At 37.3% G+C, this 18,176-nt stretch carries 16 protein-coding genes and 1 tRNA gene; 13 read left to right on the plus strand and 4 right to left on the minus strand.

The window, feature by feature from the left end:
- Window positions 1-72: 72 nt before the first annotated feature.
- Together IC221_RS10560 and IC221_RS10565 are read right to left on the minus strand one after the other, a co-directional pair.
- Window positions 73-945, minus strand: a complete 873-nt coding sequence (locus IC221_RS10560; RefSeq protein WP_188168947.1) for a hypothetical protein — start codon at window positions 943-945, stop codon at window positions 73-75.
- 91 nt (window positions 946-1,036) lie between these two features.
- Window positions 1,037-1,429: a nucleoside 2-deoxyribosyltransferase gene (locus IC221_RS10565; protein WP_188168948.1), complete on the minus strand. Its 393-nt coding sequence runs from the start codon at window positions 1,427-1,429 to the stop codon at window positions 1,037-1,039.
- A 233-nt stretch (window positions 1,430-1,662) separates the two neighbouring features.
- On the opposite strand from IC221_RS10565, the gene IC221_RS10570 reads away from it, so the two are divergent.
- From IC221_RS10570 to pheS, 7 genes are all read left to right on the plus strand, one after another.
- On the plus strand, window positions 1,663-2,046 hold the full coding sequence (locus IC221_RS10570) for a hypothetical protein (protein ID WP_044210052.1): 384 nt from the start codon (window positions 1,663-1,665) through the stop codon (window positions 2,044-2,046).
- Between the two features lie 191 nt (window positions 2,047-2,237).
- Window positions 2,238-3,146 (plus strand): bifunctional enoyl-CoA hydratase/phosphate acetyltransferase, encoded by a 909-nt coding sequence (locus IC221_RS10575; RefSeq protein ID WP_188168949.1) that lies wholly within the window; start codon window positions 2,238-2,240, stop codon window positions 3,144-3,146.
- A 3-nt stretch (window positions 3,147-3,149) separates the two neighbouring features.
- The gene (gene buk / locus IC221_RS10580; protein WP_188168950.1) at window positions 3,150-4,229 is read left to right on the plus strand and encodes a butyrate kinase; all 1,080 of its coding nucleotides are present in this window, start codon (window positions 3,150-3,152) and stop codon (window positions 4,227-4,229) included.
- A 3-nt stretch (window positions 4,230-4,232) separates the two neighbouring features.
- Window positions 4,233-5,417, plus strand: coding sequence for a class I SAM-dependent methyltransferase (locus IC221_RS10585; protein ID WP_188168951.1), 1,185 nt, complete (start codon window positions 4,233-4,235; stop codon window positions 5,415-5,417).
- Between the two features lie 10 nt (window positions 5,418-5,427).
- Window positions 5,428-5,676 carry a hypothetical protein gene (locus IC221_RS10590; RefSeq protein ID WP_188168952.1) on the plus strand — a complete coding sequence of 83 codons (249 nt, stop codon included), beginning with the start codon at window positions 5,428-5,430 and terminating at the stop codon, window positions 5,674-5,676.
- 612 nt (window positions 5,677-6,288) lie between these two features.
- The gene (locus tag IC221_RS10595) at window positions 6,289-6,753 is read left to right on the plus strand and encodes a peptidylprolyl isomerase (RefSeq protein ID WP_044210040.1); all 465 of its coding nucleotides are present in this window, start codon (window positions 6,289-6,291) and stop codon (window positions 6,751-6,753) included.
- A 243-nt stretch (window positions 6,754-6,996) separates the two neighbouring features.
- Window positions 6,997-8,019 carry a phenylalanine--tRNA ligase subunit alpha gene (gene pheS, locus IC221_RS10600; protein WP_367397765.1) on the plus strand — a complete coding sequence of 341 codons (1,023 nt, stop codon included), beginning with the start codon at window positions 6,997-6,999 and terminating at the stop codon, window positions 8,017-8,019.
- Window positions 8,020-8,176: 157 nt separating this feature from the next.
- Here pheS and IC221_RS10605 read toward each other — a convergent pair whose 3' ends face one another.
- Entirely contained in the window at window positions 8,177-8,734 is a 558-nt protein-coding gene (locus tag IC221_RS10605) for an acyl-CoA thioesterase (RefSeq protein ID WP_188168954.1), read from the minus strand.
- Window positions 8,735-8,887: 153 nt separating this feature from the next.
- Here IC221_RS10605 and IC221_RS10610 point away from each other — a divergent pair.
- Window positions 8,888-8,958 (plus strand) — tRNA-Cys (locus tag IC221_RS10610).
- A 257-nt stretch (window positions 8,959-9,215) separates the two neighbouring features.
- Here the strand turns inward: IC221_RS10610 and IC221_RS10615 are convergent.
- Window positions 9,216-9,995, minus strand: a complete 780-nt coding sequence (locus IC221_RS10615) for an SDR family oxidoreductase (RefSeq protein WP_188168955.1) — start codon at window positions 9,993-9,995, stop codon at window positions 9,216-9,218.
- Window positions 9,996-10,763: 768 nt separating this feature from the next.
- Here IC221_RS10615 and IC221_RS10620 point away from each other — a divergent pair.
- The 5 genes from IC221_RS10620 (at window position 10,764) to IC221_RS10640 (ending at window position 18,151) form a co-directional block, all read left to right on the plus strand.
- Window positions 10,764-12,014 carry a c-type cytochrome gene (locus IC221_RS10620; protein ID WP_188168956.1) on the plus strand — a complete coding sequence of 417 codons (1,251 nt, stop codon included), beginning with the start codon at window positions 10,764-10,766 and terminating at the stop codon, window positions 12,012-12,014.
- A gap of 60 nt (window positions 12,015-12,074) precedes the next feature.
- Entirely contained in the window at window positions 12,075-15,293 is a 3,219-nt protein-coding gene (locus IC221_RS10625; RefSeq protein WP_188168957.1) for a TAT-variant-translocated molybdopterin oxidoreductase, read from the plus strand.
- 75 nt (window positions 15,294-15,368) lie between these two features.
- Window positions 15,369-16,796, plus strand: a complete 1,428-nt coding sequence (gene nrfD, locus IC221_RS10630) for an NrfD/PsrC family molybdoenzyme membrane anchor subunit (protein WP_044210028.1) — start codon at window positions 15,369-15,371, stop codon at window positions 16,794-16,796.
- Window positions 16,797-16,810: 14 nt separating this feature from the next.
- On the plus strand, window positions 16,811-17,425 hold the full coding sequence (locus IC221_RS10635) for a DUF3341 domain-containing protein (RefSeq protein ID WP_044210026.1): 615 nt from the start codon (window positions 16,811-16,813) through the stop codon (window positions 17,423-17,425).
- A gap of 30 nt (window positions 17,426-17,455) precedes the next feature.
- A complete protein-coding gene (locus tag IC221_RS10640; RefSeq protein ID WP_223241355.1) occupies window positions 17,456-18,151 on the plus strand; it encodes a cytochrome c in 696 nt (231 codons plus the stop codon).
- Window positions 18,152-18,176: the final 25 nt, after the last annotated feature.

The following is an 18,176-nucleotide window of genomic DNA, read 5'->3' on the forward strand; positions in this document are numbered from 1 at the left end:
ATTTTTATTGATAGTCACATCACAAGTGCTAACTATTAGTAGTACACTTGTGATGTGGAAAAAAATATTATTTTAATTCTCTGTATAGTAATATTCATAGCTAATGTAATCTTCTAAACCTGAGGCGTATTTTATAGATAACTCAGCGTTGAGAGGATAATCATCTTCATCATAATTGAATTTATACTCCCAAGTATAGAGTAGCGTAGGAATCCCGCTTGCATAAGTTGTATTTGTAATAAGCTGAGGATTATTTTTCGTTTTATAGGAATCAAAATTATAGATCATCTGTGGAAAGTCCATTCCTTCAAAGTGAGTGGCTAACTTAGGATTGCTGTCGTATTGAATGGAAATGACATTTACAGGATCTTTGTCTCTATAGCTATCAATTTGTTGGTCGAATGCTTCTGTATCAAGCAACGCTTCCTCTCCAGGTACATATCTTGAGATTTTAGTAATGTTACCGTCGGTCCATTCAAAAAAGTCTATTAGGAAGACTTGATTGTCTTTGAAATGTTTTTTGACAAAGGGTTTATTGATATCATTAGTAAACAGGTGTTCGTTATCAATTTCCCCTGTTGTGATATCAGAGTATTTAATGATTTTATCATCTGTTACAGAAAAATTATATACCTCTTGATAATGCTGCCCTTCACCATTTTTTAACCCAAAGGTATATTCAGTAATATGTTGACCTGAATTGTAATTAATATTTACAATTTCCTGACTACTTGGATACTGAGGGGCAAAAGGGTGGTCTTCAAACTTAATGGATTGTACAGTGAAGTCAGGTTGATAAGTAACAACATGAGCGTTTAAAAATTCACCTGTTTCTTTTGAAAAACTCTTAATTCGGCTGATGTGTTTTAATGGTTGAGAGTCATTTTCATTATTGCATGAAAATAGGAAGAGAAGGCTGATGCCAAGAATAAAAATGTGTTTCATTTTAAATTAAGTACAATAGTTTGTTTGCATTTATAAAGATCAAAGATAGTCGTTTTGTGTGAATAAATGTTCAATGTAATTTTCAAGTAAGTTATATTTTCATGAACATTGATAATTTATCTTTTAAATCAATAATATCTTCGTATTCTAAAACCTGATCAGCACATCCACTCACGGTAGTTGAATAATCACTTCCTTTTTTTCTGATGTAAATCACTGGAATATTCTTCGCATAAGCATAACCCACTTCAATACCTACACCTATCGCTTTTGTGGTGAGTTCTGCAATTAATACATCACTGTTGTCTATTTCTTGAAATGCAGCGGCCATCATTTCTTTTTCTTCATGAGGTTGGAAATGATAGTGATCTACAAATACAAAGAGTTCACAATGCTCTTTTTGAAGAATTGACCTAAGCGTTTCTATTTCCTCATCAAATTTTTTCCTGTTGGAAAAGCTAATTCCTAAATAGGCTTTTTTCATGGTGAGAGTATCAAAATTTGTGATAGGTCAAATATAGAGAAAGTTATGGGAATCAGATTAGTTTAAAATGTACTCATAATACTTTCAATGTTTTCTTTAGTGTCATTTAAAAAAGAATAGCATTTTGGTTTCAGTCGACTTAATAAAAGCAAAAATGATTATTATTCCGATTTCGTCCCTTAAATTCGCCTCAGATCTACATTGTATTGATATAAACCGATTTATTTTACATCATGAAAATCAACCAAATAAAAACACTCAATTATCTTTTTATCATTGCATTTTCTCTATTTGCTTACGGATGTAAATCACAGCAGATTCAAATTGTAGGAGGAGACAGTCAAGGGCAGGTAGTAGCCGATGATAATGGGTTACAGGTGACACCGGGAACGTGCGTTTTTTATGGTGAAGTACTTGTAGTTGAAGGTGGTGGAGTGATCTTTTTTGTGAAATCATTAGACGGTTGTGGCCCCGGAGTCACTAGATACCCTAAAGTAGGAACAAAATTATCGGCAAGGTTTAGAGGAGAGTTACCTTGTCAGGTAGGGGAACATGTACAAGTGAAAGTTTCTGAATTTGAGAAATCATATTCTATTTTAGAGGTGATTCCTTTATAAACACTGTCTTATTTAATCGTAACTTTGCGAAACCATATACAACCAAACCGAAGGAATTAGGGTAATAGCTCAAATGGAAGTTGAGGTGTGTTATACTCCACATCTTGCAATAGCTTCTGACCGATCATTTACACTTTTCATTACCAAAGGGTTTGGAGCCAAACATATATACATACTAACCATTATTTATTATGCTAAAGAGTATTTCTGAACTAGTTGATATTTTAAATGCTCAAACGGCCAAACGTAGATTAGTTTTGTGTGCAGCAGCAGACGATAATGCCCTAGAAGCAGTACATAAAGCTTATACAGCCAATATCATCGAACCTGTTTTGGTGGGGAATAAACACGAGATCGAAAAGGTTTGTAACGATCTAAACATCAGTTTTGGAGAAGAAGTGGAGATTTTTCACGCTTTTGACGTGAAAGAAATGGTCAAAATTTCGGTTTCCTTAATTCATGATGGAAAAGCGGATTTCTTAATGAAAGGTCATTTATCAACCGCAGAGTTAATGAGAGGTGTGCTGAATAAGGAGTGGGGATTAAAGAAGAGTAGAGTGATTTCTCACCTTGCTTTGTTTGATTTACCGGCTTATCACAAACCGTTGGCATTGACAGATGTAGCCATGAACATCGCTCCTGATTTAGAAACAAAGATTGGTATTCTAAACAATGCGATTGATTTCCTTCAAAAGATCGGAATCAATAAACCTAAAGTGGCCGCACTTGCAGCAGTAGAGATGGTCAATGAAAAAATGCCCGCTACACTTGATGCCGCCCTTTTAACGATTATGGCGAATAGAGGGCAAATCAGAAATTGTGAGATTGATGGACCTTTGGCTTTTGATAATGCCATCAGCCAAGAGTCTTCTTCACACAAAGGAATTAAAGGAGCCGTTGCCGGTGATGCGGACTTACTATTAGTGCCAGATATTGAGGCAGGGAATGTATTGTACAAAGCCTTTGTTTTCTTTGCGAGTGCAAAAGTCGCGTCTATTATTTTAGGAGCAAAAGCACCAATTGTTCTCACTTCACGTGCAGACTCCATGGAAACGAAATTAAACAGTATTCGCCTGGCTGCAGCATCAATTGAATTTTAAATGATGAATAATAGAATCTTAGTAATCAACCCTGGATCGACTTCCACCAAAGTGGCCGTTTTTGAAGGGGACAAAGAAATAGTAGAAAAGACTTTAAGACATTCATCTGAAGAGCTTTCCCAATTTCAAGAAGAAGAGGAACAACTCAACTTTAGAAAGGAAAAAGTTTTATCCTTTTTAAAAGAAAAAAATATTGCTTTAGAAAGCCTTGATATTGCTATGGCAAGGGGAGGGTTAAGTAAGCCTATTCCTTCAGGAGTTTATCTAGTTGATGATAATTTACTTCATGACTTAAAGGAGACACCTAAAAAACATGCAAGTAATTTTGCAGCCAAAATTGCCTTTGATATTGCTTCTCCTCTCAAAATCAAAGCATGTATTGCTGACCCGGTAGTAGTTGATGAATTATCAGAAGTAGCCAGAATGTCTGGTCACCCAAAATTTCCTAAATCTTCAGTGTTTCATGCATTGAACCAAAAAGCGATAGCAAGAGAACATGCTTCAAGGACAGGAGTGAAGTATGAAGACCTTAATCTGATTATTGCACACCTTGGAGGTGGAGTTTCTGTAGCAGCTCATGCTAAAGGAAAAGTGATTGATGTTAATCAAGCTTTGGATGGGTCAGGCCCTTTTTCACCAGAAAGAAGTGGTTCATTACCTGTTGGAGACATCATCAGAGCAGCATTTAGCGGAGCTTATACCCAGCAGCAAATGATGGAAATGTTGGTAGGAAAAGGTGGAATGTATGCTTATCTGGGAACTATTGACGCTAAAAAGGTAGAAGAACTAGCCATCGAAAAGCCTTCCAAAGAAAGGGAAGTAATGGAAGCGATGATCTATCAGATTTCTAAAGAAATAGCCTCTATGGTGATACCATTAGAAAATAAAGTAGATGGGATATTATTAACTGGTGGATTGGCTTATGGTAAATGGTTGACCGATAAAATTAAAAATAAAGTTGACTATATTGCCCCCGTTCATGTTTATCCTGGAGAAGACGAAATGAAAGCCCTTGCCCTTAATGGGTGGAGAGTTTTGAAAGGAGAAACAACACCAAAGTTATACGGAGAGACAATTTTCTAATATATGATCAATCAGGCTACGAAACAGTTTATTCTAGAGCATGAAAATGAAGATCCTTCAAAAGTGATTTTTAAAGCAGCGACTTTAGAAGAAGTAGATGGTAAAATAGCAGCACATCAAATAGTATCAAGACAAAAAGCGAAAAAAAAGTTGCCTACTTGGTACTCGAATGAAGATGTTGTATATCCTAATAAAATACCTTTAGAGCAAAGTTCATCTGAACAAACGGCAAAATTTAAAGCCGGCATTTTTCAAGGTGTGGTTTTAGCTGACCTTACAGGTGGAATGGGGATAGACGATTGGGCTTTTGCGGATGTTTTTCAAAAAGTATATTACTGCGAGCGCCAAGAAGATCTAGCTGAAATTGCTAAGCTTAATTTTGCGGCATTAGGGAAAAGTAATATTGAGGTAAATGCTGGTGATAGTGTAGAGTGGTTACGTTCACATGCTTCTAATTTGACTGCAATTTACCTTGATCCAGCTCGAAGAGATGCTCAGAATAACAAAATGGTAGGTATTTCTGATTGTGAGCCTGATGTGATTGCATTGAAAGAATTATTGTTTGAAAAAGCAGATAAAATATTGGTTAAACTGTCTCCAATGATCGACATCAAGCAAGGTGTAAGAGAGTTGGAGTCAGTTTCAAAAGTTTTTGTCATCGCCGTAGAAAATGAATGTAAGGAGGTGCTTTTTTTAATGGAAAAAAATGCAGAAAGTAAAACCTTTATTCAATGTGTTGATTTCCCTAAAAATCATCCAATTTCTAAGTTTGAATTTCAATTAGAGGAAGAAGAATACCAAGAAGTGGAATTGGCAGTAACTTTGGGACGATATTTATATGAACCCAATGCAGCGGTAATGAAAGGAGGCGGTTTTAAAAGTGTGGCACAATATTATAGTTTAAAAAAGCTAGGCACAAACTCTCATCTTTATACCTCTGAGGCACTTATCGAAGATTTCCCCGGACGTAAATTTGAAATTAAGGCAAAATCTCAAGTGCAGAAAAAAGCCTTACAAAAATTACTTCCAGGTATGAAAGCGAATTTAACGGTAAGAAATTTCCCCCAAACAGTGGATCAATTGAGGAAAAAACTTAAATTGAAAGAGGGAGGCAATGATTACTTATTTGCAACAACTATAATGAGTGACGAAAAAGTGTTATTATTGTGCGAACGAATTAATAAATAGACCTAGAATTATGTACAAGACTGTTCATTTAAAAACAAAAAAAGAGTCAAGAAGAACAACCTCTGACAGATTACGTTCAGTGAAAGTAAGTGGTGAAGAAACATCACTTTCAGTAGATGAGTGTATTCAAGCTCACGCTGCAGAAGGTTTTAAGGTAGTAAGTATTACTCCACTAGTTTCGGCGAGCTCAAGTAACGTCGGTACAGGTGGCTGGGGCTTTAGCTACACTGAAGGTTTGATTATTGTCTTTGAAAAATAACCAAAAGCAATTATCTATTCATTCAAAATTCCATGCATTATAGCTATGGTGATAGTATTGAAATGATTTAATTGAAGGTTAAAATTGCTATTTAATTATATCACATATTTGGTGGTATGAATACGGATATTTTCTATTCAACTTTTTTTGGGAAAGCTTAGAATCAAGAATAATGATTTTAAGCTTTTCTTTTTGTGTTCAGTTTAAAGTTTGTTCTTGAGAAATTAGAGGATTTCTAATGATTGATAAGACACAAATTGCACTATAGCTTAACATTCGCACTAGTAGGCTTTCTACCCAATTCGTTTAGTAGTACTTCTCCGGCCTTGAAGGGAAAAGCGTTAAAAAGATCATAGAAATCTTGTAGAAAGGTCGAATAAAAGTTGACAATCATTTAGTTTGAAATGTACTTACTTTTCACCTTAAACACACTCTTTTTTAATCACTTAGAAGGTCTAAAAACAACCACACGCTTACTATTATTTATAAATGAAATATAATCTGATCAAACTCTTTTAAATATCTTTTAATAAGATCTTGTTTACTATCAACATCTTAGTAACTTTGCGACCCTAGAGCGTAGGTTCGCTCTTTAAGTTAAAAGATAATACAATGTCAGTAGCAAAAAAAGGTGATAAAGTAAAAGTGCACTATGTTGGTACTTTAAATGACGGTTCTCAATTTGATTCATCAGTAGAGCGCGGTGAGCCTATCGAATTTACATTAGGTGCGGGACAAATGATCCCAGGTTTCGACGCAGCTGTAGATGGTATGAAAGTAGGTGAGAAGAAAACTGTAAACATCCCTTCTGACCAAGCTTACGGTCCTGCTAGAGAAGATTTAATCATCGAATTCAAGCGTAGCGATATTCCTGCAGATATGAACCCTAACGTAGGTGACCAAATCGGTCTTCAAAGCCCTCAAGGTCCAATTCCTGCAACTGTAGTTGAATTAACTGAAGAGATCATCAAAGTTGATGCTAACTCTCCAATGGCTGGTAAAGATCTTAACTTTGACATCGAGTTAGTTGAGGTTTGTGATGCAGATTCTTGTGAAGACGGAAACTGTAACTGCTAATTTGTAGTTCAGTACAGATATAAACTTTATAAAAAAACACCTTTTCGAGTTATCGGAAAGGTGTTTTTTTGTTATCAATTGGCAACATGAGGATAAATTTGGCCGATTATCGTCATTTTATGATTTTACTCGTGTAATAGGTGAATAAAGTTATTAAATTTGCAGATTGAAAAGGAAGAGCATATTCTTCCCAAAAGAATTTGATTAAAGATGGAGGAAACTCCATTGTCAATATATTTAGAAATTATGCTTGAGCAGATTAAAAAAATCGAAGAACAAATAGAGAAAGCAACAGCTCAAACGAAAGACGAGTTGGAAGCATTCCGCGTAGGTGTAGTAGGTAGAAAAGGTATTATTGCAGATCTTTTTTCTAAAATGAAAGAAGTAGCTCCAGAGGAAAGAAAAACTTTTGGACAAACTGTAAATGCACTTAAAAATGCTGCTCAAGAGAAGTTTGATGAATTACAAACAGCTTTAGAGGATTTACAGGCAGATGATATCAACCATCATGACCTTACACTTCCAAATATCCCTAACGAGATGGGTGCAGTTCACCCAATCACAAAGGTTCGTGAAGAAATCAACAGAATTTTCGAACGTATCGGTTTCAATATCTCTGAAGGACCAGAAGTGGAAGATGATTGGCATAACTTCTCTGCATTGAACTTCCCTCCAAACCACCCAGCGAGAGAAATGCAGGATACTTTCTTCATTGAAAAAGATCCAGATATTGCACTTCGTACGCACACTTCATCAGTACAAGTTCGTGTAATGGAAAATCAAAAACCTCCATTCCGTACTTTGTCACCAGGTAGAGTTTACAGAAACGAGACAATCTCAGCTCGTGCACATTGTATCTTCCACCAAGTAGAAGGTTTGTATGTAGATAAGAATGTATCTTTCAAAGATCTTAAAGATACTTTATACTACTTCGCAAAAGAATTCTTTGGTCCTAATACAAAAATCCGTTTAAGACCATCTTACTTCCCATTCACTGAGCCGTCAGCAGAATTAGACGTTTCTTGTTCAGTATGTGGCGGTAAAGGGTGTAACATCTGTAAGTACTCAGGATGGGTAGAAATTGGCGGTTGTGGTATGGTTGACCCTAACGTATTGAAAGCGTCAGGTATCGATCCAGAAGAATACACTGGTTTCGCATTCGGTATGGGTATCGAACGTATGACCATGTTGAAATATAAAATCAATGACCTTCGATTGTTCACAGAAAACGACCTTCGTTTCTTAGGACAGTTCAAAGGACTTTAATTTGAGGTAAGAGGTAAGATTACCTTACTCTTTTATTTCGAAATACTTCATATATATAAATCCCCAATTATTCTGATTAAGCCAGAGTAATTGGGGATTTTTCTTTTAATAAAAGGCTATAATTTAAGTATCAGTAATCAAAATGGTATAACTTACCTCATACCTCTTCTCTCTCATCTTTAACCTCTTCATCATTCATTCCATCTTTCAACATTTGGTGGAGCGACTTCGCATCTTTAGGCTTCATTCTTCCTGCCATCATCAACCTTACCTCTCTTCTTTGTAATGCCCCTTCATATAGTTTTTTCTCACTCTCGGTTTCAGGGACAATTTTAGGGACAATAATAGGTCTACCTGTTTGGTCAACGGCCACAAAAGTAAAGAAAGCGGTATTGGTTTCTACTTTAGTGCCATTGGGAATATTTTCACTCCATACTCTAATAAAAACTTCCATAGAAGAATTGAAGGCTCTTGTAACTTTAGCTTCCAGCGTGACAGTATCACCAAGCTTAGGTGAATATTTAAAAGAAACATTATCTACTGAGGCAGTCACGACAACTCTATTGGAATGCTTTTGGGCCGAAATTGCGGCAACTACATCCATGAGGTGAAGTAATCGACCACCCATTAAATTATGTAAGGGGTTTGTATCATTAGGAAGGACCATTTCCGTGCTAATAACGAAAGAATCCTTCGGAAACTTTTCTAATTTCATGTGTTTATATCTAATGTTAGAACAGAACGGAAAGTTAATGATATTTTAATTGTATGTTTTATAGATACTTAAATTTTATTTAGAGAATTTTTTATCAAATTGTTTTGCAAGTAAAAAATCATGTGCTACTTTTGCATCGTCTTAAAGAAACAGGGTGCCATGGCCGAGTGGCTAGGCATCGGTCTGCAAAACCGCGTACGGCGGTTCGAATCCGCCTGGCACCTCTAAAAGGTCAAGATTTTTATAAATCTTGGCCTTTTTTTATACCCAATTATGCATAAAAAATCCTATTACCAATTTGTCAATTAAGAATAGGATCACTTAAGAAGAGGTCATTGAATTAAGAGTTAAGGTGGTTTGAAAAAAGTTTAAATACAAAGTTCTCATAAAAGATAAATATGCTTTACATGACCATCAAACGAACTATTCTCTTCCCTCTTCCATTTTTAACTCACCCCTCACACCTTTTCCCTCAAAAAACTTATTTCGTTTCCTGCATCTGACGAATCTGTTTTAATATAATTTTCTTAGGTGTAAGAGGAGCAAAGGCTGTCATAATTTTCTGAGAAGTTGTTAATCCCGAAATCACATCCAATTTCCCTTTCAGCATTCCATTATAACCATCCAATGCCACTTTGTACGCACTAGCTGTTTTGTCGAATAAAGAAGTTTTATCCATACCCGAAACTTTAGCAAATTCAGTAGCCGTAGCACCTGGAAGAAGTGCCGTTACTGTAATATTGGTATCATGAAGCTCCTCAGCAATAGCATTACTAAAGAAAGTGACATAGGCTTTTGTAGCATAATAAACAGCTTGGAGCGGGCCAGGGATTAAACTAGCAGTTGAAGATACATTAAGTATCTTACCGCTGTTTCTTTTAACCATATCCGGAAGGAAAAAACGAGTCAAGGCTGTGAGTGCAGTAATATTGAGGTTGATCATGGCAAGATCTTTTTCCCATTCTCTCTCATGGAATTTACCTACTCCACCAAATCCTGCATTATTGATTAGGTACTCAATCGTAATGAGATTTGATTTTACTTCATTATAGATTTCCTGAGCAGCCTCAATTTTTGTTAGGTCCTTAGCTATCACCTTCACGGAAATACCATAAGACTTTTCGAGCTCCTTTTTTAATTCTTCTAGCTTATTTTGACTTCTTGCCACTATTACTAAATCTCCTCCTTTTTGAGCATGGATTTTAGCAAACTCTTTTCCAATTCCTGATGATGCTCCAGTAATTAATGCTACGTTTTTCATGATATTTAAATTGATATTTAACCTTATTTTATTTCGTGTTTGAGTACATTACAAATATCATTACTCAGTAAATGACCCAATAACACAAATCCCCTTTCTCTAAACACAAATCACTTTTTGTGATTAAAGGAGGTTGGGAAAGCGTTTGAATCAGAGAAGATAGAGGTAAATTTATTTTTCACTTTATGTATTGAGTAGGAACATTACTGTAGTAATAGATATTAGATGAAAACTCAATGTGTAATGATATGAACTTGATAAGTTACCTCATAAATAGATATAGCAGTCCATAGGAGTTGAATGTATTGATTTTTAGTATTTTGTTAAGATATATTAGTGAGGTATGGAGTGATCGTGAGAAAAATAGAAATCATTCTATAGATAAATTTCAATCGGTTTAGAACAAACTTTGTGAACATTTAATTGTAAATATTGATTGATAAGAAAGTTATTATCTCTCAATGCAATATTTTCATTTATTATGAATATTAACATCTATTAAAGTATTAAGCTGACGTGGGTTTAGGGCAAAAAGATGTCTAATGTCATTTTTTTTTTTAATTTGGAATGATTATAAATAGTGGTTTATTGAATTTTACCTGTATTAAATCGTTGATATATAGTGTTTTGTGGGTGGAATTTTGTATTTTTTAATAGATCGCCGTTTTTAATGCCAAGTTTGAAATATGTGCTCCCCGTATTAGCTTTGCACTCGAATGTACAATTGCATATTTCATCTAATTTTTTAGTATACAAAACTTCAATGGTATGAGTATCGGCAGAAGTGTATTAAGGTTGCGCTACACATTGGCTGTGGTGTGCGGTTTACTGCTAACAAGCGTAACAGCGTTTGCACAAGGAGACGGCATTCCCACTGATGAAGCGTCGATCTCGGCCGGGATGGAGCTTTTCGATGGCAACTGCTCTTCCTGTCACCAAGTACACGAAAAAGGCGTCGGGCCGGCGCTTAAAAATGTTTATGAGCGTCGTGATGTAAAATGGTTAACGAGCTTTATTAAGCACCCAGGCAAAACAATTGAAAGTGGCGATGCATACGCAGTAGCTCTTTATGACAAGTTTAAGCCTACTATTATGCCTAACCAAGATCTTTCAGATGCAGAGATCTTACAGGTTTTAGCATATGTAAAGGATGCGACAATTAAAGGACCGGCAAAACCAGAAGCAGCTGCTGATGTAGCAGGCGCAGGAGCAGCAGCTCCACAAGAGGGTATGGTAGTTAGTTCTAACTTATTAGTTGGAGTAATTATCGGCCTATTAGTGTTATTAAGTATTGTTTTAATTGTTTTAGTCGTATTGGCTAACGTATTGACACAATATTTAAAACAACAAAAAGGACTAGACGAAAACGACACAGCTTACATCAACGAAAAATTCAGCTTAGCTGCGATTTTCAAAAGCCAAGTTTTCATCGGAATGTCTTCTTTTGTATTCGTAATGATTGTAGCTAAAGTAACTATTGATTCTTTATTCGCAGTCGGAGTACAACAAGGATATGCTCCAGATCAACCTATCCAATTCTCACACAAACTTCACGCAGGGTATTACGAAATTGATTGTAAGTACTGTCACACAGGTGTAGAAAAGTCTAAGAATGCCAACATTCCTTCAGCGAACATCTGTATGAACTGTCACAACAGTATCCGTCAGAATTCTCCAGAAATTCAAAAAATCTATGCGGCGATTGAAAACAACGAACCTATTCAGTGGGTACGTGTTCACAACTTGCCTGATTTAGCGTATTTCAACCACTCACAACACGTGAAAGTTGGTGGAGTAGAATGTCAGACATGTCACGGTGAAATCGAGAAAATGGAAGTGGTACAACAACACTCATTATTAACAATGGGTTGGTGTATTGACTGTCACCGTCAGACAGATGTAAACGCGAAAGGTAATGCGTATTATGACAAAATGGTAGAAATGCACGAAGCTACTTCTAAAGATCCAATGAAAGTAAAAGACATTGGTGGTTTAGAGTGTGCAAAATGTCACTATTAATTTGTCGCTTTTTGAACCTTTTGTTCACTAAGCTTTCAACAATTTTCTACATATAGAGAAATGGCAAAGAAAGAATATTGGAAAGGCGTCGAACAACTAACGAACGACCCTGAGTTTGTAAAATATGCGGAAAAAGAATTCCCTCAGCATCTAACTATCAAAGATGCTTACGGAGATAATTCAGAGGGTGAATTCAAAAGCAACAGACGAGACTTCTTAAAAGTAATGGGATTCTCAGTAGCTGCAGTTTCTTTAGCAGCATGTGAAGCTCCAGTGAAGAAGGCGATTCCTTACTTAAACAAGCCAGAAAACATTGATCCAGGTGTAGCAAACTATTACGCTTCTACATTCTTCAATGGTTCTGATGCAATGCCGGTTGTAGTGAAAACTAGAGAGGGTAGACCTATCTTCATTGAAGGTAACACTTTCTCAGCGTACTCTCAAGGTGCGGTCACTGCTCGTGCAAACGCGTCAATCATGGGCTTATATGATGAGGAAAGAGCTAAAGCTCCTTCTAAAGGTGGTGCTGCCACTACTTGGAAGAAAGCTGATGCTGAAATCATCAAAGGTTTATCTGCCGCAGGAAAAGTAGCAGTAGTATCAAATACTATTGTATCTCCATCTACAAAGAAAGTTTTAAATCAATTTGCAGGTAAATACAATGCTGACTTGGTAACTTATGACCAAGACAACAACTCTGCAATTATTGAAGCAAATAAAGCACAATTTGGTAAAGCTGTAGTTCCATCATACGCTTTAGATAAAGCAGATGTGATCGTAAGTTTTAATGCTGACATCTTAGGTAACTGGGTTGCTCCTGGTGTTTTATCACAAGATTTCGCTAAAAACAGAAAAGTAGGACCTAATAAGAAGAAAATGTCTCAAGTATTCAGTTTTGAGACAATGCTTACTATTACAGGTGCTGCTGCGGACTACCGTTCTCCATTAAAACCTTCTCAGGAAGGTGTAGCTGTAGCTGCTCTTTATAATGCAATTGCGAAAGCAACTGGAAATGCTACTGTAAAAGGTGCATTGAAAGATGCTAACATTGCTCGTGCAGCAAAAGCTTTATTAAAAGCAAAAGGTAAATCAGTTGTAGTTTCAGGTATTAATGATGTTAACGTTCAACTTTTAGTGAACGGTATCAACCAAATGCTTGGTAACTATGGTAAAACAATTGATTTAAATACTCCTCTTTACACTCGTCAAGGTAGCGATGTTCAGATGAATGCATTTGTTGATGCATTGAAAGCTGGAAAATACGGTGCTGTAATCTTCTATAACTGTAACCCAGTTTATGATTACGCTAGAGGTAAAGAAATTGCAGCAGGTATCAAAAAGGCGAAATTGTCAGTTGCGACAAACGACCGTTTAGATGCTACTGCTAAACTTTGTACTTTCAACACTCCTGATAAGCATTTCTTGGAGTCTTGGAATGATGCAGAGTACAAGAGAGGTTACTTCAGTGTTGCTCAACCAACAATCAATACTATTTTCGATACTCGTCAAGCTCAAGATTCATTCTTAGCATGGGCAGGTAGCGAAGAAGAGTATGATGACCTAGTGAAATCATTCTGGCAGAAAGACGTATTTGCGTTGCAATCGAAGGAATTATCATCACAGTCGTTCTGGGTAAGAGCATTACACAACGGTATCTTCGAAACTGAAAATACAGGTAGCTACAAGTCAATCCACGACACGGGTGCTGATAGCGTTGATTACTCAGCGTCATTCAACGCTGCTGATGCGGGAGCGAAAGTAGCTGCTAAATATAGAACTACTTCAGAGTGGGAGTTTGTTGCTTATGCATCGACTGTAATGGGTTACGGTACATTAGCAAACAACCCTTATGTACAAGAAACTCCAGATCCAATCACTAAAGTGACTTGGGGTAACTTCGTAGCTGTAACTCCTGAGGACGCTCGTAAATTAGACGTTCACAAAGAGTTTGAAACGAAGAAGAAAGTACTTAAGGTAGCAACGAAAGGTGGAAGCTTTGAATTACCAGTAATCATGCAGCCAGGTTTAGCTCAAGGTGTTGTTGCAGTTCCTCTAGGATACGGACAAACATCTTTAGGTAAAGTTGCTGAGGAAGCTGCTGGCTTCAATGCAATGTCATTATTAGGAGCTAAAGGTTTAACAAACTACTCGATCACTTCAGGTGTTTCTGTTGCTGCAACTGACGCTTCAGTTGATGTTGCTCAAACACAAACACACGAAACAATCATGTCACGTGAGTCTATTATCCAAGAGACTACACTTGCTCAGTATGTGAAAAACCCTGCTGCTGCTAGACATGACGTGATGATCAATACTTACTCTGGACCAGAGAAAGCAACTGATATTTCTGCTTGGGATATCAACAACAACGGTTACAAAGATGATCGCCATAATGAAAATAATGACAAGCCAGGTGCTGCATTATTATGGAACTCAGTATCCGGAATTCAAGCAGATGTTCATGAATACCCTAACCACCACTGGGGGTTAGCGATTGACTTGAACTCTTGTGATGGATGTTCTGCTTGTGTAACTGCATGTCATATTGAAAACAATGTGCCGATTGTAGGTAAGCAAGAAGTAATTAACCGTCGTGAAATGCACTGGTTGCGTTTAGACCGTTATTACAGCCAACGTCCAGAGGATGAGTTTACTGAAGAAGAAAATGCATCAATGACGGATTATGCTAAGATGGAGCGTGCTGCACGTAACCCTGAAGTAGTATTCCAACCAATGATGTGTCAGCACTGTAACAACGCTCCTTGTGAGACTGTATGTCCAGTTGCTGCAACTTCACACTCTTCAGAAGGTCTAAACCAAATGACTTACAACCGTTGTATCGGTACGAAATATTGTGCAAACAACTGCCCTTACAAAGTACGTCGTTTCAACTGGTTCAAATATCACAACAACGAAGAGTTTGACTATCACATGAACAACGATTTAGGTAAGATGGTGTTAAACCCAGACGTTACTGTTCGTTCTCGTGGTGTGATGGAAAAATGTTCTATGTGTGTGCAAAGAACACAAGCAGGTAAATTAAACGCGAAGAGAGAAGGCCGTCCATTGGTTGACTCAGATGTTTCTACTGCATGTGCTTCTGCTTGTGCGAGCGGTGCGATCAAGTTTGGTGACTTGAACAATCCAGAATCAGAAGTTCGCCAACTATTAGAAGGTGAATTACATGAGCGTGCATACAATGTGTTAGATGAAATCAACACTCGTCCTAACGTTTACTACCTAGCGAAGGTGAGAAACAAAGACGAAAAGAACGCATAATTAAAGGATACCTTCGGAAGTAATTCAAAAGGTGTCCACTTTAAAATTAGTTATTCATACTCTACATAAGATAAAATGCAGATAGTATCGAAAGTCCGTGAACCACTGGTAACTGGTGGTAAAACATACAAGGACATAACAGAAGATGTCTGTCGACCAGTAGAAGCGAACCCTTCTAAGGGTTGGTTTGGAGGAATGGCGTTATCGTTATTCTTACTTCTTGCAGGTGGTTACTATTTAGGTGACATGCTGTGGAACGGTATTGGTCGTTGGGGTCTTAACAAGACAGTTCAATGGGCGTGGGATATTACCAACTTCGTATGGTGGGTAGGTATCGGTCACGCAGGTACACTAATCTCAGCGGTATTGTTGTTATTCCGTCAAAAATGGAGAACTTCAATTAACCGTGCAGCGGAAGCAATGACAATCTTTGCCGTAATCTGTGCCGCTATCTGGCCAGTAGTACACATGGGTCGTCCTTGGATTGGTGGTATTTGGGCATTACCATTGCCAAACACTTATGGTTCTCTTTGGGTGAACTTCAACTCACCATTACTTTGGGACGTATTCGCGATCTCGACGTATTTCTCAGTATCATTAGTATTCTGGTTTATTGGTCTTGTTCCTGACTTTGCTACAATCCGTGACCGTGCCATCAAGCCGATTCCTCGTTTGATCTACGGTGCTCTTTCAATGGGCTTCAACGGTTCAGCAAAAACTTGGATGCACTACGAAGCAGTTTCATTGATCTTAGCAGGTTTATCAACACCTCTAGTACTTTCAGTACACACCATCGTATCAATGGACTTTGCAACGTCAGTAATTCCAGGATGGCATACAACAATCTTCCCTCCATACTTCGTAGCTGGTGCGATCTTCTCAGGATTCGCCATGGTGTTAACGTTGATGTTGGTGACACGTAAGTTGTATAAATTAGAAGATTATATCACAATGGAACACATCGAAATGATGTCACTAGTAGTTACAATTACTGGTTCTGTTGTAGGTATCGCATATATTACCGAATTCGTAATCGCATGGTACTCAGGCGTAGAATACGAGCAATATGCATTCGTAAACCGTATGACTGGCCAATACTGGTGGGCATACTGGTCAATGATGGCATGTAACGTAATCTCTCCTCAGGTATTCTACGTGAAGAAATTAAGAACAAACATTCCGTTTATCTTCTTTATCTCAATCGTAGTAAACATTGGTATGTGGTTCGAGCGTTTCGTAATTATCGTAACGTCACTTCACCGTGATTACTTACCATCATCATGGTTGTACTTCAACCCTACAATCACTGACGTGATGTGTTATGTATTTACTTTTGGTTTATTCTTCACATTGTTCTTAGCATTTGCGAAGTACTTCCCAGTAGTAAACATGGCAGAGGTGAAATCAGTATTGAAAGATTCTGATTCTAAGGTGTACAAGTCTCGTCGTACTATCTCAAACGAAGTAGTACCTGAGGCAGATAGAGTTCCAGTTGATCTATAAAAAAGCATTTAGAGATGGAAAAAAACACAAATTATTTAGTAGGCGTTTTTGGTGATCAAGATATCTTGGTTAAAGCCGTAAAAGCTTTAAGAAAGAAAGGTGTAAAAATCTATGAGGTATTTACTCCGTATCCTGTTCACTTCTTAGAAGATGCATTAGGTTATAAGCGTTCTTGGATGCCAAGAGCAGCTTTCGGATTTGGAGCTCTAGGTACTACTTGTGCGATTTTATTACAATCGTGGATTATGGGTTTTGAATGGCCTATGATCATTGGTGGTAAAGGATTTATTGCAATTCCTGACTTTGTGCCGATTACTTTCGAATTGACAGTATTATTCTCTGCATTCGGAATGGCGGGTTCATTCTTCGTTTCACAAGACTTGAAGCCACACAAAGTTCCTCAAATCTTCGACCGTCGTCAATCAGATGACAAGCATATCATGGCTATCGACTTAGCTAAGAATTCGCTTTCAGAAGATGAGCTTAAAGCTTTATTGCAAGAAGTTGGTGCTGAAGAAGTAAACAACAAGAGTTTCACAGAAAGAGAAAAGAAAGCTTCTTTCTTCGATTATGTGTCAGACTTGTTTACGAAAGGCGTAACAGATTCTGCGAGAGAGTTAAAAGGTTAATGATCTTATCACGAAAAAACATTACGCAATATGCGAACGAATAAAGTTGTAATGAAAGCAATCGCGATAGGTGCAGCAGCATTGGCAATGACAGGATGTAAGATTCAAGGTGACGGTAACTTCACTGGTCTTGAATATGCTCCTCAAATGTACCACTCAGTACCTTACGAGCCACTTTCACAGTTTACAGATGATGACATCGCTGGAGGAGTATTAGAGCAATTCTACTACCCTGACTTTGTCAACTCGACACCTTACAATGATTACTACTCTGAAGGTAAAAAGAGAAAAATCAACGTTAAGGATCCAGTTGCTGGTACTGTAAAGCGTCAAAACTTTACAAAAGTTACTGGTCAAGCAGCACCTACTGCGGATCAAGCAATCCTTTATTATATGGAGGTTTCAAAAGATTCATTAGAGTGGGCAGCCGCTAACTTAAAAAATCCATTAGAAGCAACTCCTGCTGTATTAGCTCAAGGTGAGCACTTATTTACAGCTTACTGTATGCCTTGTCACGGTGAAAAAGGTGACGGTAAAGGTAAAGTAGGTAAAGTATACGGTGGTGTAGCTAACTTGAAAGGTAGATCGATCAAGAAAGCAACTGATGGACATATTTTCCACGTGATCACTCACGGTAAAGGAAATATGTGGCCTCACAAATCTCAGGTGAACCCTGAAGAGCGTTGGGCTATTGTTAAGTATGTTAGAAAACTTCAAGGAAACTAGATCGTCCCAACGATCTTAACTATAT

Source organism: Flammeovirga sp. EKP202 (assembly GCF_014534745.1).
Classification (GTDB): domain Bacteria; phylum Bacteroidota; class Bacteroidia; order Cytophagales; family Flammeovirgaceae; genus Flammeovirga.

What these genes read in the sequence shown, in the direction of transcription:
- IC221_RS10560 (WP_188168947.1), bottom strand. Translation starts at nt 945, where the DNA reads ATGAAACACATTTTTATTCTTGGCATCAGCCTTCTCTTCCTATTTTCA.
- IC221_RS10565 (WP_188168948.1), bottom strand. Translation starts at nt 1,429, where the DNA reads ATGAAAAAAGCCTATTTAGGAATTAGCTTTTCCAACAGGAAAAAATTT.
- IC221_RS10570 (WP_044210052.1), top strand. Translation starts at nt 1,663, where the DNA reads ATGAAAATCAACCAAATAAAAACACTCAATTATCTTTTTATCATTGCA.
- IC221_RS10575 (WP_188168949.1), top strand. Translation starts at nt 2,238, where the DNA reads ATGCTAAAGAGTATTTCTGAACTAGTTGATATTTTAAATGCTCAAACG.
- buk (WP_188168950.1), top strand. Translation starts at nt 3,150, where the DNA reads ATGAATAATAGAATCTTAGTAATCAACCCTGGATCGACTTCCACCAAA.
- IC221_RS10585 (WP_188168951.1), top strand. Translation starts at nt 4,233, where the DNA reads ATGATCAATCAGGCTACGAAACAGTTTATTCTAGAGCATGAAAATGAA.
- IC221_RS10590 (WP_188168952.1), top strand. Translation starts at nt 5,428, where the DNA reads ATGTACAAGACTGTTCATTTAAAAACAAAAAAAGAGTCAAGAAGAACA.
- IC221_RS10595 (WP_044210040.1), top strand. Translation starts at nt 6,289, where the DNA reads ATGTCAGTAGCAAAAAAAGGTGATAAAGTAAAAGTGCACTATGTTGGT.
- IC221_RS10605 (WP_188168954.1), bottom strand. Translation starts at nt 8,734, where the DNA reads ATGAAATTAGAAAAGTTTCCGAAGGATTCTTTCGTTATTAGCACGGAA.
- IC221_RS10615 (WP_188168955.1), bottom strand. Translation starts at nt 9,995, where the DNA reads ATGAAAAACGTAGCATTAATTACTGGAGCATCATCAGGAATTGGAAAA.
- IC221_RS10620 (WP_188168956.1), top strand. Translation starts at nt 10,764, where the DNA reads ATGAGTATCGGCAGAAGTGTATTAAGGTTGCGCTACACATTGGCTGTG.
- IC221_RS10625 (WP_188168957.1), top strand. Translation starts at nt 12,075, where the DNA reads ATGGCAAAGAAAGAATATTGGAAAGGCGTCGAACAACTAACGAACGAC.
- nrfD (WP_044210028.1), top strand. Translation starts at nt 15,369, where the DNA reads ATGCAGATAGTATCGAAAGTCCGTGAACCACTGGTAACTGGTGGTAAA.
- IC221_RS10635 (WP_044210026.1), top strand. Translation starts at nt 16,811, where the DNA reads ATGGAAAAAAACACAAATTATTTAGTAGGCGTTTTTGGTGATCAAGAT.
- IC221_RS10640 (WP_223241355.1), top strand. Translation starts at nt 17,456, where the DNA reads ATGCGAACGAATAAAGTTGTAATGAAAGCAATCGCGATAGGTGCAGCA.